14 protein-coding genes are annotated in these 14085 nt (G+C 69.3%); 5 read left to right on the forward strand and 9 right to left on the reverse strand.

Going from position 1 to position 14085, the window contains the following annotated elements; all coding sequences use genetic code 11:
• Nucleotides 1-92 precede the first annotated feature (92 nt).
• The 3 genes from ACIBK3_RS21475 (at nt 93) to ACIBK3_RS21485 (ending at nt 3147) form a co-directional block, all read left to right on the forward strand.
• Nucleotides 93-398, forward strand: a complete 306-nt coding sequence (locus tag ACIBK3_RS21475) for a heavy-metal-associated domain-containing protein (RefSeq protein ID WP_399367606.1) — start codon at nt 93-95, stop codon at nt 396-398.
• Nucleotides 399-506: 108 nt separating this feature from the next.
• Nucleotides 507-2786 carry a heavy metal translocating P-type ATPase gene (locus ACIBK3_RS21480; RefSeq protein ID WP_399367608.1) on the forward strand — a complete coding sequence of 760 codons (2280 nt, stop codon included), beginning with the start codon at nt 507-509 and terminating at the stop codon, nt 2784-2786.
• A gap of 232 nt (nt 2787-3018) precedes the next feature.
• The gene (locus ACIBK3_RS21485; protein WP_399367610.1) at nt 3019-3147 is read left to right on the forward strand and encodes a hypothetical protein; all 129 of its coding nucleotides are present in this window, start codon (nt 3019-3021) and stop codon (nt 3145-3147) included.
• A 308-nt stretch (nt 3148-3455) separates the two neighbouring features.
• Here the strand turns inward: ACIBK3_RS21485 and ACIBK3_RS21490 are convergent, their stop codons facing one another.
• The gene (locus ACIBK3_RS21490) at nt 3456-3674 is read right to left on the reverse strand and encodes a heavy-metal-associated domain-containing protein (protein WP_399367612.1); all 219 of its coding nucleotides are present in this window, start codon (nt 3672-3674) and stop codon (nt 3456-3458) included.
• A gap of 120 nt (nt 3675-3794) precedes the next feature.
• Nucleotides 3795-4253: a pyridoxamine 5'-phosphate oxidase family protein gene (locus ACIBK3_RS21495; RefSeq protein ID WP_399367614.1), complete on the reverse strand. Its 459-nt coding sequence runs from the start codon at nt 4251-4253 to the stop codon at nt 3795-3797.
• Between the two features lie 233 nt (nt 4254-4486).
• Between ACIBK3_RS21495 and ACIBK3_RS21500 the strand changes: the two genes are divergently transcribed.
• On the forward strand, nt 4487-5179 hold the full coding sequence (locus ACIBK3_RS21500) for a TetR/AcrR family transcriptional regulator (protein WP_399367615.1): 693 nt from the start codon (nt 4487-4489) through the stop codon (nt 5177-5179).
• A gap of 84 nt (nt 5180-5263) precedes the next feature.
• Here ACIBK3_RS21500 and ACIBK3_RS21505 read toward each other — a convergent pair whose 3' ends face one another.
• The 7 genes from ACIBK3_RS21505 to ACIBK3_RS21535 all read right to left on the reverse strand — a co-directional run bounded on the left by ACIBK3_RS21505 (nt 5264) and on the right by ACIBK3_RS21535 (nt 12087).
• Nucleotides 5264-6145: an alpha/beta fold hydrolase gene (locus ACIBK3_RS21505; RefSeq protein WP_399367617.1), complete on the reverse strand. Its 882-nt coding sequence runs from the start codon at nt 6143-6145 to the stop codon at nt 5264-5266.
• Between the two features lie 293 nt (nt 6146-6438).
• Nucleotides 6439-7017, reverse strand: coding sequence for a TetR/AcrR family transcriptional regulator (locus tag ACIBK3_RS21510; protein WP_399367619.1), 579 nt, complete (start codon nt 7015-7017; stop codon nt 6439-6441).
• 216 nt (nt 7018-7233) lie between these two features.
• On the reverse strand, nt 7234-7911 hold the full coding sequence (locus ACIBK3_RS21515; RefSeq protein ID WP_399367621.1) for an SDR family NAD(P)-dependent oxidoreductase: 678 nt from the start codon (nt 7909-7911) through the stop codon (nt 7234-7236).
• Nucleotides 7912-8268: 357 nt separating this feature from the next.
• Entirely contained in the window at nt 8269-8937 is a 669-nt protein-coding gene (locus ACIBK3_RS21520) for a response regulator (RefSeq protein WP_399367623.1), read from the reverse strand.
• Nucleotides 8934-10298, reverse strand: coding sequence for a sensor histidine kinase (locus tag ACIBK3_RS21525; RefSeq protein WP_399367625.1), 1365 nt, complete (start codon nt 10296-10298; stop codon nt 8934-8936). Before ACIBK3_RS21525 ends, ACIBK3_RS21520 begins: the two co-directional genes overlap by 4 nt.
• 26 nt (nt 10299-10324) lie before the next feature.
• On the reverse strand, nt 10325-11158 hold the full coding sequence (locus tag ACIBK3_RS21530; protein WP_399367627.1) for an ABC transporter permease: 834 nt from the start codon (nt 11156-11158) through the stop codon (nt 10325-10327).
• Nucleotides 11158-12087 carry an ABC transporter ATP-binding protein gene (locus ACIBK3_RS21535; RefSeq protein ID WP_399367629.1) on the reverse strand — a complete coding sequence of 310 codons (930 nt, stop codon included), beginning with the start codon at nt 12085-12087 and terminating at the stop codon, nt 11158-11160. The genes ACIBK3_RS21530 and ACIBK3_RS21535 overlap by 1 nt, the downstream gene beginning before the upstream one ends.
• 626 nt (nt 12088-12713) lie before the next feature.
• Here ACIBK3_RS21535 and ACIBK3_RS21540 point away from each other — a divergent pair.
• Complete coding sequence (locus ACIBK3_RS21540; protein WP_399367631.1) at nt 12714-12986, forward strand: hypothetical protein; 273 nt, start codon at nt 12714-12716, stop codon at nt 12984-12986.
• Nucleotides 12987-14085: the final 1099 nt, after the last annotated feature.

Here is a 14085-nt window from a genome sequence, read left to right on the forward strand (position 1 = left end):
TACCCCCAAGGGGTATAGTGTTCGTATCGTCGGGAGGCCGGACGAGCGGCCCCTCCCGCAGATCGCTCACGCTCACACACAAGGAAGCAGCCATGACCGATCAGACGAACTCCGGCTCCTCCTGCTGCGGCTCCTGCGGCTCCTGCGGTACCGGCGCGGCGACCGACGTCCAGGTCCACGGCATCGGCGTCACGACCACCTACAAGGTCTCCGGTATGACCTGCGGCCACTGCGAGACCGCCGTCTCGAAGGAGATATCCGCCCTGGACGGCGTCACCGCGGTCACGGCCGTCGCCGACACCGGCGAGGTCAAGGTCACGTCCGCCGCCCCGCTCGACCAGGAGGCCGTCCGCGCCGCCGTGGACGAGGCCGGCTACGAACTCGTCGGCCAGGCCTGACGGTTCCCAGGGTTTCCACCCGGTGCGACGTTCATTCGCTCCCGCGTCGGGACGTACCGCTCCGCTGATACGGGCGCCGTACGTCCCGGCCCATACCTGGAGATTCGCATGACCAGCACGGCTCCCGAGAAGACGCTCAGCAGTCCGACGTCCGCGCCCGCCGCCGAGGTCGAGCTTTCGATCGGCGGCATGACGTGCGCCTCGTGCGCGGCCCGCATCGAGAAGAAGCTCAACCGCATGGACGGTGTCACGGCGACCGTGAACTACGCCACGGAGAAGGCCAAGGTCACCTACGGTCCGGGCGTCGAGGTCTCCGACCTCGTCGCGACCGTCGTGAAGACCGGCTACACCGCCGAGGAGCCTCCCCCTCCGGCGGTTGCGGAGACGACGAGCGCCGCCGAGGCCCCCGCCGCGCCGGACGGTGAACTTCTCTCCCTGCGCCAGCGCCTGTTCGTGTCGCTGGCGCTGTCCGTGCCCGTCGTCCTGATGGCGATGGTCCCGGCCCTGCAGTTCGACAACTGGCAGTGGCTCTCGCTCACGCTCGCCGCACCCGTCGTGGTCTGGGGCGCCTTCCCCTTCCACAAGGCGGCCTTCACCAACGCCCGGCACGGCGCCGCCACCATGGACACACTCGTGTCCATCGGCACCCTCGCAGCTCTCGGCTGGTCCCTGTGGGCGTTGTTCTTCGGGCACGCCGGCATGCCGGGCATGCGGCACGGCTTCGAGTTCACGGTCTCCCGCACGGACGGCTCCTCCTCCATCTATCTGGAGGCCGCGGCCGGAGTGACCGCCTTCATCCTGGCCGGCCGCTATCTGGAGGCGAAGTCCAAGCGCAAGGCGGGCGCGGCCCTGCGGGCCCTGATCGAGCTGGGCGTGAAGGACGTCTCCGTACTTCGCGGCGGCAAGGAGGTCCGCATCCCCGTCGCGCGGCTGGCGGTCGGCGACCGGTTCGTCGTACGACCCGGCGAGAAGATCGCCACCGACGGCACGGTGGTCGAAGGCGCCTCCGCGGTGGACGCCTCCATGCTCACCGGTGAATCCGTCCCGGTGGACGTGACCGTCGGTGACGCGGTCACCGGCGCCACCGTCAACGCCGGCGGCCGGCTGATCGTCGAGGCGACCCGGGTCGGCGCCGACACCCAGCTGGCCCGGATGGCCAAGCTCGTCGAGGACGCGCAGAACGGCAAGGCGGCCGTGCAGCGCCTCGCCGACCGGATCTCCGCCGTCTTCGTGCCGGTGGTGATCCTGATCGCCGTCGGCACGCTGTTGACATGGCTCTTCGTCACCGGCGACGCCACGGCCGCGTTCACGGCCGCCGTCGCCGTCCTGATCATCGCCTGCCCGTGCGCCCTGGGCCTGGCCACTCCGACCGCGCTGATGGTCGGCACCGGCCGGGGCGCCCAGCTCGGCATCCTCATCAAGGGCCCGGAGGTCCTGGAGTCCACCCGGCGCGTCGACACCGTCGTCCTGGACAAGACCGGCACCGTGACCACCGGCCGTATGACGCTCCAGGACGTGTACGTCGCCGAGGGCGTCGAAGAGGCCCAACTGCTGCGGCTCGCCGGCGCGCTGGAGCACGCCTCGGAGCATCCCATCGCGCAGGCCATCGCGGCAGGGGCGGCCGAACGTGCCGGAAACCTGCCCGTTCCGGAGAAATTCGAGAACGTCGCCGGACTGGGCGTCCAGGGCGTCGTCGACGGGCACGCGGTACTCGTCGGCCGCGAGCGGCTGCTCGCGGAGGGGGCCATCGAGCTGGGGCGCGAGCTGGCCGATGCCAAGGCCGCCGCGGAGGCCGAAGGCCGTACAGCGGTCGCGGTCGCCTGGGACGGGGAAGCGCGCGGCGTGCTCACCGTGGCCGACGCCGTCAAGGAGACGAGCGCGCAGGCCGTCGCCGAACTCCGTCGACTGGGGCTCACGCCCGTGCTGCTGACCGGTGACAACAAGCTCGTCGCGGAATCGGTCGCACGCTCCGTCGGCATCGATGAGGTGATCGCGGAAGTCCTCCCCCAGGACAAGGTCGACGTGGTCAAGCGGCTCCAGTCCGAGGGGCGCACGGTCGCGATGGTCGGCGACGGAGTCAACGACGCGGCCGCCCTCGCCACCGCCGACCTCGGCCTCGCCATGGGCACCGGCACCGACGCGGCGATCGAGGCCGGCGATCTCACCCTCGTACGCGGTGACCTCCGGGTGGCCGCCGACGCCATCCGCCTGTCCCGCAGGACGCTCGCCACCATCAAGGGCAACCTCTTCTGGGCCTTCGGCTACAACGTCGCCGCGTTGCCCCTGGCAGCGTTCGGCATGCTGAACCCGATGATCGCGGGAGCGGCGATGGCTTTCTCGTCGGTCTTCGTCGTCACCAACAGCCTCCGGCTGCGCACCTTCAAGTAGCCGCCGATCCAACGTGGTCCGCACAAGGCGTCCGGTCCGGACGACCGGGCGCCGACCGACCCTGATCCGAGGAACCGCTGCCGCCGGGGTTCTGCGCGCCCGGGCCACCGTAGCCCGGCCATCGATGGGGAAGAAGATCGGTTGGGCCGGCGCGGCCTGACCGCCCTGGGCCGGCACGCGAGAAGGCGTGCCCGGTCCGCCGGGGCGTACGTGGCAGGGATGCGTCGGATCGGTGACAGCGGTGCAGGCGTTCTCCGCGCCGGGGCGGGCCGCGTTGGGGGAGGAGGCGCATCAGGCCGAGGGCGAGGAGCAGCAGGAGCAGCAGGCGCCCCACCGCGCCTCGCCCTGCCCGGCCCTGTAACTCAGACGCCCCGTCATCTCGCCGTGGCGTCGACATGACGCCCCTGCAACCATCTCGGGCGCATCGGCGTACCGGTGGTGGATGACCGGGCGGCAAGCGGTGTGCGGCCGACGGTGGAAGGCGGTCCGCGAAGTGCGACGCGGCTCAGATCTGTGGGGAGCGGGTGGGGCCGCCGCACGCGCAGGACTTCCGTGCCGGTGCCGCGGCGGGATCCGTGAGCCGGGAGGCCGCGGCCTGGAGCAGCGCCGCCGCCGTCAGCCTGACGACAGGGTGACCGACAGCCCGGCGCAGCAGATCCGCCCGCCGGTTCACTGGCCCTCACCGCCCACGAGCTCGTAGCCGGCCTCGTCGACCGCGGCCGCGACGGCGGCGGGATCGAGCGGCTCCTCGCTGGTCACCGTGACCTTGTCCGACGGCAGGTCCACCTGGACGTCCTTCACACCGGGGAGACCGTGGATTTCGGAGCTGACGGCCTGGACACAGTGCGCACAGGTCATGCCCTTGACGTCGTACACCTTCTGAACCATGTGCTGGCTCCTTCCCAATAGTTGCGTCCATCATACCCCTGGGGGGTAACAGAACGGACGCCGGGCGCGATGGACGCATGGAAGGAATGCGTCGAACTGCTCTCCATGTCGCTCTGGTTGTCACAGCTTGCGGAAGTCCCAGGAGACGGTCCTCGACGGTGTCAGGCGGATCCACGCGTGCCGGCCATCGTGCGGCATCGTCTCCAGGCCGAAGTTCTTGCGGGCGAACAACGGTTCCAGCGCGTCGAGTTCGGGGCACGGTTCTCCGGTGCGGGGGATCTCACCCACGAAGTCCACGGTGCCGGAGAGTTCGACCCCGCGCAGCTCGCCGTATCCCTCGCCGGAATCGACGACGGCGGCGACGCGCGTGTCGTGGCGAAGATCGGCCCATCGCTTGCTGCGCACGATGGAATACAGCCACAACGAGGTGCCATCCCATGCGAACCAGAGGGCACTGACATGCGGGGCGCCGTCGCTCGAGACGGTAGCGACGCGGCACGTGCGCTGGGTGGCGAGGAACTCGTCCAGCTCGTCCGGCGTCATCATGATCTTCCGGCTCCTGCGCTGAGTCGCAGCCATGCGGGCCTCTCTTCTCTTGCGTCAGGACGTCAGGACGGAGGACGTCGGAACGGAGGACGTCGGAACGGAGGGCATATCTGACGTGGCGTCAGAAGCATGGACCACTGCCTGTGAGTCTGCAATGGCTGAGGATGAGTTGCCGCACGGCCCCTGGGTCATGTCGTGCCGGTCCGGTGGTTTCAGGGCCTCGACCATAAAATGGATAGGTCAATCCGATTGCTAGACTGCGTGGTATGACCTCTGGCGCCCAGCACTCCGACGGTCCCGCCGTTCAGCCTCTGCGCAGTGACGCCGAGCGAAACCGGGAGCGGATCATCGCGGCCGCCCGCACGGTGTTCGCGCGCGACGGCCTGAACGCCTCCATGGCCTCCGTGGCCCGCGAGGCGGGGGTGGGGATCGCCACTATGTTCCGTCGTTTCCCCACGAAGGAGGAACTGGTCGACGCCGTCTTCTCCGACCGCATGGGCGCCTACGCCGACGTGGTCTCGGTCGCCCTGGACGACCCCGACCCCTGGAACGGTTTCGTCGGTTACATCGAGGCCGCCTGCGCGATGCAGGCCGCCGACAGCGGCTTCGCCGACATCCTGACCATGACCTTTCCCGCCGCCAAGGTCCTGGAGCGACGCCGCAACGAGGCGTACGAGGCCATGGTGCGACTCATCGGCCGCGCCAAGGCCACCGGCCGCCTGCGCGAGGACTTCGACCCCTCGGACCTGGTGCTGCTCCACATGGCCAACGCCGGCGTCGTCAACGCCACCGGCGACGCCGCTCCCGACGCCTGGCGACGCGTCGTCGCGTTGATGATCCAGTCCCTTGAGGCCCCGGCCCGCGGCCCCCTGCCCGCATCGCCCAGGCACGAGGCTCTCTACGAGGCCATGCTGCGCGCCGGCCAGGGCACCACGCCGGCGTCGGGCAAGGGTGGCTGACCTCAGGGACCGGCACACCGGTACCGAGGCGCTGCACGACGGCAGCGTCGGGGTTCGCGTCTCGCCGGGTTCCCGGACTGGGAACTACATCCGCTTGGCCAGGAAGGGCAGCACGACGTCGGCCATCTCGTCGGGCACCTCCTCGGCGAGGTCGTGTCCGGCGTTGAAGACATGGCCGGTGACGTCGTGGGCGAACAGCCGCATCTGGGACTCATTGCGGTCGCCGATGAAGGCCGAACCGCCGAGGGCCAGTACCGGGGTGTCCAGCTTCTTCTGGGCTGCTTGCCGGTTCTGCTCGGCATCGACGAGCATCGCCCGGTAGATCGACAGCATCGCGCGGATGCCGCCGGGCATGGAGTAGCAGCGCACGTACTCTTCGATCGCGTCGGGGGTGGCGGTGTCCGGGTGGCTGCGCTCGTATTTGATCATGTAGGTGATCAGCTCGCGTTCATGTCCGGCGATGAGCATCTCGGGCACGTCCGGCTGGAAGTAGAAGCCCAGATGCCACAGGTGCATGCCGCTCGCGACGTTTTCGTGCGTGAGTGCGGTGTGGTCCTCGAAGCCGAACCCGGGGAACAGCGCCTCGGCGAAGACCAGGGCGTTGACGTGATCGCGGTGGCGGGCGGCGAGCTGATAGCCGATCACCGCTCCCCAGTCCTCTCCGATCACGCTGTAGGTGTCGTGTCCGAGGTGGCTCATCAGTGCGGCGATGTCGTCGCTCATCGTCGCGGAGTCATAGCCGTCTGCGGGACGCGCGGAGTCACCGAGGCCGCGGAGGTCGGGCGCGACGACGGTGTGGTGCGGCGTCAGTCTCGGAAGGAAGTGCCGCCAGTGGTAGCTGGTCTTCGGCACGCCGTGCAGGAGCACCACCGCCGGGCCGGACCCGCCTGTCCGGTAGTGCAAACTCGTTCCGTTGACCGTGGCCCGGCCTGTGCGAACGGGCTTTTCGTGATGGTCGAAAATCATTCCTCTGCCAACTTTCTGGGGTGTTCCGCGTGGCTCGCCCACGGCTGAAGCGCGTTCCGGCAACGGCGAGGTGATCGCACAGGCGGTGAGCCGGCACCGGCGAAGAACTCGCGGGAGCACATGGTGCTCGCCTCGGGCCGTTGTTCCATCGGCTGCCGCGGAGGGCCGGTGCGGTCTCGGTGGGCGAGGGGAGACGGGGGTCTTGGCACGGGGCCGTAGGCGGCATCGCCGGCGGCGGGTTGTTGTCGGCGATTATCTGGATCGTTCGATACAGTTTCCGGGCATGAGAAAAGTCAGTCGAGCGCGGTCAGTGCGACCTCCACGAGGGGTTCGAGGGTGTGGGCGTCCGGGGTGATCTTCGCCGAGACGAGGAGCCCGTTCAGGAACGTGACAAGGAAGGCGGCGAGCGCACTCGGGTCATGCCGCGTCGAGATCTCGCCGCGCTCCGCCGCCGCGCGCAGCAGGTCCGTGAGCGCATCCTGGTTGGCGCCCAGTACGTCCTGCACGGTACGCCGGGTCGGCTGGTCCTCCGGCAGGCGCTCGGTGGCGGCATTGACCAACAGGCAGCCTCTGCCACCCTGTTCGACGGCGATCCGGATCCGCTCGACCAGTAGCGAGCGGATCGCCGATCGGGCACCCGCCCCCTCTTCGAGGTTGCGCAGGGCGGCCGCCGCGAAGGTGGCGCGGTAGCGCTCCAGTGCGGCCTGGTAAAGGCCGTCCTTGCCACCGAACGCGGCGTACAGGGAGCCCTGCCCGATACCAAGGCGCTGGGTCAGGTCGCGCACCGATGTCGCCTCGTATCCGCGCGTCCAGAACAGCTCCATCGCGCGGCTCACCGCCGCTTCGGTGTCGAACTCCCGGGTCCTTGCCATGCATTCACCGTAGCCTATCTGGATCGGTCGCTCAAGAATGCGGGTGCGATCGTGGAAGGCGACTCTGACGCCCGGAGACTGAAAACCTCGGCCGCGAACGTCGCAGTCGGCATGGTCCATCGGGGTCGAGCCCTTCTCCTCGCTCGCGCCGCGGCCCGGAACGCCGCGGCGCGATCGAGGTTGGGCGAAGGGCGGATCACAAAAGTCGGTCCGGGGTCAGCCGCTGAACACGAGCTCGCCCTGGTCGCGCCTGGTGGTGTGCAGGTCCCAGTAGGCGGGGGAGATCTCCTCGGGCTGGGCCGTCGGAAAACCGGGGACGGCCGGCGTGCCGATCGACACGTCAATGCCGACGTGGGCGGCCTGGATGCCGGTGCCGTCCAGCTCCTTGTGCAGGTTGATCGCCCAGTTGCGCAGCGCGGCGGCTGCGGCGTTGACGTTGCCGACCTGCGGTACGGGGTCGATGGAGCCGGCGCCGGTGGTGTAGAGCAGGGTGCCCGCGCCGGCCTCACGCATCGCGGGCAGCACGGCCTTCGTGGCGGCGATGGCCCCGTACAGCTGGAACTCGATCTCGTGCTGCACGTGAGAGGGCTCGGTCTCGACCGGAGTGGTCAGAGTGGTGGAGTCGAACGTCCCCACCGGGGAGAACTCCAGCACGTCGATGCCGCCGAACTGGTTGGCGGCATTCTTGAGCGCATGGGTGAGCGCTTCACGGTCGAGGACGTCCGCGGGGAACGCGGCGGCGGTGATGCCCTCGGCGGTCAGCGTGCCGACGAGAGCGTCGAGCTTCTCGCGGTTGCGGGAGATCAAGGCGACGTCGAAGCCCTGGGAGGCGAAGGTGCGGGCGATGGCCAGGCCCAGTTGGGGGCCGGCTCCGACGATGGCGATGCTGGTCACGGCACATATTCCTTTCGGGATGAGATGGCACCGGAGGGAAGGTATCTGGAAAGGCCTATCCGAATCAGTGATCCGGATAGGCCTTTCCGGTTGACTCCTCACTTACGGTACCACGGAAGTGGATAGGGCGATCCGATTGGCTCCGCGCCGATCCGTGACGTACCGCCGTAAGGCTCAGCTGCGGTGCGGTGGCCGCCCTCAGCCTCACCAGCACAAGGTGTGTCATCGGTGCGCTCGTCACGAGGGAGCCGAGTCGGCCTCAGTTCGGGCTTTAACATGTCCACCCGCACAGTGGCGATGTGCACAGCATTCGCCGCGAAGAAGTGAGCGGCGCCATCGCGGCGGGATGGCTGCCGGTCACTGCTTGGCTCTGACCAGCCCGGCGTCGTATGCCGTGATCACGGCCTGGATGCGGTCGCGTGCCCCGATCTTGGCCAGCACCCGTCCGACGTGCTTCTTCACCGTGGACTCGGTGAGGTGGAGCCGTTCGGCGATCTCCGTGTTCGTCCAGCCCCGGCCGATGGCGACCAGCACCTCGCGTTCGCGGTCGCTGAGCGTTTTGAGCCGTGGGTCGGCGGGCGCGGGGGCGCCGGAGGGGGCGAGGACCTGGTGGGCGTAGGCGTCCAGCAGACGCCGGGTCAGGCTCGGGGCCACGATGGCGTCGCCGCTCGCGACGGCCCGGATGCCCGCCACGAGTTCCTCGGGCCGGGCGTCCTTGAGCAGGAAGCCGCTGGCTCCGGCCCGCAGGCCCTCGTGTGCGTACTCGTCGAGGTCGAAGGTGGTCACGATGAGTACGCGGGTGCGGCCGCCGGCGGCGGTGATGCGGCGGGTCGCTTCGAGGCCGTCCATTCCGGGCATGCGGATGTCCATGAGGACGACGTCGGGTCGCAGTGCGGCGGCCAGGCGGACCGCCTCGGCGCCGTGTTCGGCCTCGCCGACCGGGGTGAGGCCGGGGGTGCCCTCGATGAGCATGCGGAAGCCCATGCGCTGCAGGGGCTGGTCATCGGCGATCAGTACGGTGGTCATGGCAGGTGTTCTCCTGATCCCGACGGGGCGGGTGCGGCCGGCACCTCGAGCACGATGTCCACGATCCAGCCGTGGCCGGTGTCGCGGGGGCCGATGGTGACGTCTCCGCCGTACATGGCGGCCCGCTGGCGGATGCCGACCAGGCCGTGTCCGGTGTCGCCGGTCCGCGGTTCCGGCTCCGCCCGCACGGATGCCCCGGGCGGTGTTCCGGTGTCGGTGACCCGGATGCGCACGGTGCCGGTGTCGGCGGTCACGGTGACCTCGGCGGCGGTGCCCGTACCGGCGTGCTTGAGTGTGTTGGTCAGGGCTTCCTGGACGATGCGGTACACGGTGAGCTGGACGCCGCTGCCCAGTGTGTCGAGATCGCCCACGCTCCGGTAGGTCACCGCCAACCCGGCGGAGCGGACCCGCGCCAGCAGGGCGTCCAGGTCGCGGATCCCGGGCTGCGGGCTGAGTGTTCGCACGTGCTCCTGTTCCTCGCGCAGGACGCCCAGGACGCGGCGCAGTTCGCCCATGGCCTGCCTTCCGGTGTCGCCGAGGATGCGCAGGGACTCGGCGGACTGTTCGTTCCTGTTGGCGGCGAGGGTCGCGGCGCCGTCGGCGAGAGAGACCATGACGGAGAGGTTGTGGCCGACGATGTCGTGCATCTCGCGCGCGACCCGGGAGCGTTCGGCGGCGGCGGTGAGCCGGAAGCGTTGGTCGCGCTCGATCTCCAGGCGCCCGGCACGGTCCTCCAGCGCGGCCAGGTACATCCGGCGGATGCGGAGCGTCAGGCCGACGGCGACGGCGGCCGTCGCCGTGCCCAGCATGAAGAAGAGGGCCAGCAGGGGACGGTCGACGCGCACCAGGATGCCGACTGCCAGCGTGAGTTCGACGACCGTCAGCCCGGCGGCCCAGCCCAGTGCCCGCAGGGAACCGTGCAGGGCCAGGCTGTACAGGGCGACGAGCGCGCTGATGCCGGCCTGCTGCCACAGGCCCAGTGACCACTGGGCGAGGTTCACCAGCCCGATCACGAAGAACGTGACGGCCGGGGCCCTGCGGCGCCACCACAGCGGCACGATGAGGGCGGCGGCGAAGAGGAAGGGGACGCCGGAGGGCAGCTCACCGCGGTGGCTCGCTTCACCGAAGGGTCCGTTGTCGCTGCCGTTGGAGAGCAGGTCGGGCAGGCTGAGGAGCGCGACGACGAGTACGACCGCGGTGTCGTGGAGCCACGGATGGCGGCGGTCCAGACGCTGCTGCCGGCTCTGCCCGCGCAGCAGATGGCCCAGGAACGGGTGCGTCCAGGCGGCGTCGAGCCCAAGGGGCGGCGGAAGCGGCGTCCCCTGGGCGTCCTCGGCGGCCGACGCCCCGTGCGGAGTCATGAGCCCCATTGTCCTTGATGTGCTGGTCAGGCGTCGGTCCGGGCCAGCCGGTAGGCCGCCCCGGCGAGTGTCAGCGCCACCCACCCTGCGAAGACCGCGAGTCCCGCCCCGGGGGAGAGGGAGTTCGACGACTCGTGCAGGGCGTAGACGGCCGACCCCGCGTTGCTGGGAAGACAGGGGATGACCGAGTCCTCCCACGAGTCGGGCAGCAGCGTGGCCAGTCCGGGCAGGATGAGAAGGACGCCGACCAGGACCGCGATGGCCCCGGCGGAGGAACGCAGCACCACTCCCAGCGCCACGCCGAACACACCCACCAGGCCGAGATAGAGGCCTGCGCCCACCAGGCTGCGCAGCACCCCGTCGTCGCCCATGGTCAGCGCGATCTTCTCGCCGTCCAGTCCCAGCGTGCCCAGTTGGAAGGCCGCCAGCGCACCGATCGTGGTGAGGGCGAACGCGACCACCCCGAACACGGCGCTCTTCGACCACAGCACCAGCAGCCGCCGCGGAACCGCGGCGAGCGTGGACCGGATCATGCCGGTGCTGTACTCGCCCGCCGAGATCAGCACCCCGAGTACGCCGACGGCCAGCGACGCGAAGGTCACGCCGAGCAGGGCCAGACTGACCGCGTCGCTCTCGCCGGAGTCGGCTCCCGGCGGTCCTTGGTTCGCGACGGCGTCGGGACTGTAGGTGGCGGAGGCGATCGCCCCGAGCGCGATCAACAGGAGCAGCGCGACCGCCAGCGTGATCCAACTGGAGCGCAGCGACCAGAACTTTGCCCACTCCGAGCGCAGGACCCGGCGGCCGGTCACCTTGTGCACCGTTGTGCGGGCAGTGTCCGGGGAAAGGGTGGTGACGGTCATCAGGTGGCCTTTCGGGGGGCGTCGACGGGAGCGCTGTGGTACTCGACGGCGTCGTTGGTGAGTTCCATGAAGGCGGTCTCCAAGGAGACGGACTGCGGGGTGAGTTCGTACAACGCCACCCCGTGCTGGGCGGCGATCGCCCCGATCTCATGGGCGTCGCGGCCGGAGACCACCAGTTCCTCGGCGGCGGAGGAGCTGATCGTGACATCCGGGCCGGCCAGCAGCGAACGCAGCTTCCGTGCCTCGGTGGTGGCGACCTTCACGCCCCCGCCGCCGGCCGCGTGGGTGAAGTCGTCGACCGTGGTGTCCGCGAGCAGCCGGCCGCGTCCGATGATCACCAGGTGGTCGGCGATCAGCGCGGTCTCGCTCATCAGGTGTGAGGAGAGCATCACGGCCCGGCCCTCGTCCGCCAGGCGGCGCAGCAGGTTGCGCACCCACAGCACGCCCTCGGGGTCGAGGCCGTTGACCGGTTCGTCGAGCATGACGATGGCCGGGTCGCCGAGGAGGGCCGCGGCGATGCCGAGTCGTTGGCCCATGCCCAGGGAGAAGGCGCCCACGCGCTTGCCGGCCACGCTGGTCAGCCCGGCCAGCTCGATCACCTCGTCCACCCGTCGGCGCGCAATGCCGTGGGTGTACGCGAGTGCCATCAGGTGGTTGAACGCGGTACGCCCCGGGTGGACGGACTTGGCCTCCAGCAGGGAGCCGATCTCACGCAGCGGCGCGGCGTGCTTCACGTAGCTGCGCCCGTTGACCGTGACCGAACCCCCGGTCGGGAAGTCCAAGCCGATGATCATGCGCATGGTGGTGGACTTGCCTGCGCCGTTGGGGCCGAGGAAGCCGGTCACCTCGCCTGGTTTGACGCTGAAACTCAGTTGGTCGACGACCGTCTTGTCCCCGTACCGCTTCGTCAGCTCACGTGCTTCGATCATGCGTCTGGCCTTTGCCTCGAACTCGCCCACGGACGTACCGCGGCACCTGCTGTCGAAGCTAGGGGAGTCGTCGGCCGCGGACCTGGGACCACGGGATACACACCGACGGCTGAGTGGTACTGCGGTACCAGTCGGAATGTCTTCGCCTGCGAAGAATCAGGCTGATTCATCCGTTTTTCCGTACTGCCCGGGAACGCGGCGCACGTACTGACGACCACCTCACCGCCGCCAAGGCCCTGGGGACCCGACGACCGGCGGACTTCGACGGACCGTTCACGACACTGCACGAGGCGCGCTTGGGGGTGCCTGAGCGAGTGGCCGTCGCCGGCCGGACGCCTTGGCTGTGCTCCTCGGCCCAACTCCGAGCTGTGCTCCTGACTTCGGCACCCCCGAGGTGACGATCAAGGTCTCTTGCCCTATGCTCCGTCTTGCGCATCCGGGGGGGCGGCTGGCTGTCATGGCGACCCGCACGGTGACAAGTGCGCATCACTCACTCCATCTCAACTCCTGCTTCGGCATGCCGTCAGGCGTCCGCGCCTGTGCGCGACTGCTGCCCGAGGCTGCCCGCAAGGGTCTGGATCGGCGTGTTTCCCCGGATCCCATGTCATCGGAAGGCAGAGAACGTCATGGCAGAACGGCAGTACCTCGGTCAGGGCACCACCACATCCTGGGAGAAGTTCTGGTACGTCCTGGGGTGTGTGTACTTCGGTGCCGCCTACTTCCAGAAGGTCCCGGTGAAGAAGGCGCTGAGCGAGTACGGGTTGGTCGAGATGACCGGGGCCGAGAAGTTCTGGTACGTCGTCCAGTGCATTTTCTTCGGGGCCGGATACTTCGCGAAGGTCACCATCAAGAAGGCACTGTCCGAGGTGCAGAACGCGGGCCCAGTCCCCACGGTCTGACGACACCAGGGCGGCACGCGTTCCGTCGTCCGTGAAGGGCAGGTCGTCTGCGTTCCTGCGTTCCTGCGTTCCTGCGTTCCTGCGGTCCTGGGGCGTCGAGCTGCCCTCAGGCGGAGCTGCAGCCGCCGCCGGAAACACCGCGGCACGAGGTCCTCGATCGCGTCTCGTCTGGAATGAGATCAGGTGCCGCGCGAGCGCCCGTCACGGACGGCGCGCCACATCGTCGCCTTGCTCCGGTTTTCGTGAGCCGGCCGATGCGTGAGGTCGGCACGCAGCCCGCCGGCCGCCGACACTCGGCCCGTGCGGCGGCGGGAGACCGCGGGGCCGATCGGGCAGGCATGGAATGGTCAGGAACTCTGAGAAGCCTTCCGCTCACGGCTCGGCAGGCTCGATCAGTCGAGCAGTGTTCCTGTTCCGGTGATCTCTCGGTGGTCGGGACATGACGGCAGGGCCTTCTGGTAGCTCGGGGTTGCTGTCCCAACCGAGCGGAATCAGGAGGCCCTTTGCCGCAGGGGCAGGGGCAGGGGCAGCGGCAACCTCACCCACGGCCTGCCGCTGCCGGCACGGCAAGGAGATTTGTCCTTGCCGGCGAGGACATGGTCCGCGCATCTTCTCCAGCGACCGTCCAGCGGGGCGTGTCAGACCCGCCGCGACGGCGGCGTCGCTGCGCCGCTCCGGCTGCCCGGTGAGCGTGACCTCATCGTCGTAGAGGGCGACTTCGGTGATCTGGGGGCTGAGACGGCGCGCGTCGGCTAACACCTCACCTTGTACGGCCTGCCAGATCTGCTTGTCCGGAGCGCTGGAAGCCTGGAGCACGTCGCCGCCGGTGACGATGGAGACGCCCGCCGACGGTGCCCTCCCAGACCAGGTGTAGCCACCCTGGCTGACGGTTGGTCAGGTACGACCTGTTCAACCGCTCTGGCGGCCCTTGCTTCAGCGGTGTGTGCCGTATCACGCCCTCCAAGGGTGCCCAAGTTGTCTGCATCACAGCGGAAATGTCCATTTGGCGTCCATGCTCGACAGGAATGGCGACTCCCGAAGTGGAGCCCATCGGTGTGGGCGCGAAGTCCTAGCCAGGCGGCCCATGCCACAGCCCTCG

It is taken from the genome of Streptomyces sp. NPDC050287 (genome assembly GCF_044459385.1).
GTDB lineage: Bacteria > Actinomycetota > Actinomycetes > Streptomycetales > Streptomycetaceae > Streptomyces.

Bases quoted from the DNA above. Each gene is read 5' to 3' on its own strand.
- ACIBK3_RS21505 (WP_399367617.1), bottom strand. From the start codon at position 6,145: ATGATTTTCGACCATCACGAAAAGCCCGTTCGCACAGGCCGGGCCACG.
- ACIBK3_RS21480 (WP_399367608.1), top strand. From the start codon at position 507: ATGACCAGCACGGCTCCCGAGAAGACGCTCAGCAGTCCGACGTCCGCG.
- ACIBK3_RS21510 (WP_399367619.1), bottom strand. From the start codon at position 7,017: ATGGCAAGGACCCGGGAGTTCGACACCGAAGCGGCGGTGAGCCGCGCG.
- ACIBK3_RS21530 (WP_399367627.1), bottom strand. From the start codon at position 11,158: ATGACCGTCACCACCCTTTCCCCGGACACTGCCCGCACAACGGTGCAC.
- ACIBK3_RS21495 (WP_399367614.1), bottom strand. From the start codon at position 4,253: ATGGCTGCGACTCAGCGCAGGAGCCGGAAGATCATGATGACGCCGGAC.
- ACIBK3_RS21525 (WP_399367625.1), bottom strand. From the start codon at position 10,298: ATGACTCCGCACGGGGCGTCGGCCGCCGAGGACGCCCAGGGGACGCCG.
- ACIBK3_RS21490 (WP_399367612.1), bottom strand. From the start codon at position 3,674: ATGGTTCAGAAGGTGTACGACGTCAAGGGCATGACCTGTGCGCACTGT.
- ACIBK3_RS21500 (WP_399367615.1), top strand. From the start codon at position 4,487: ATGACCTCTGGCGCCCAGCACTCCGACGGTCCCGCCGTTCAGCCTCTG.
- ACIBK3_RS21475 (WP_399367606.1), top strand. From the start codon at position 93: ATGACCGATCAGACGAACTCCGGCTCCTCCTGCTGCGGCTCCTGCGGC.
- ACIBK3_RS21535 (WP_399367629.1), bottom strand. From the start codon at position 12,087: ATGATCGAAGCACGTGAGCTGACGAAGCGGTACGGGGACAAGACGGTC.
- ACIBK3_RS21520 (WP_399367623.1), bottom strand. From the start codon at position 8,937: ATGACCACCGTACTGATCGCCGATGACCAGCCCCTGCAGCGCATGGGC.
- ACIBK3_RS21540 (WP_399367631.1), top strand. From the start codon at position 12,714: ATGGCAGAACGGCAGTACCTCGGTCAGGGCACCACCACATCCTGGGAG.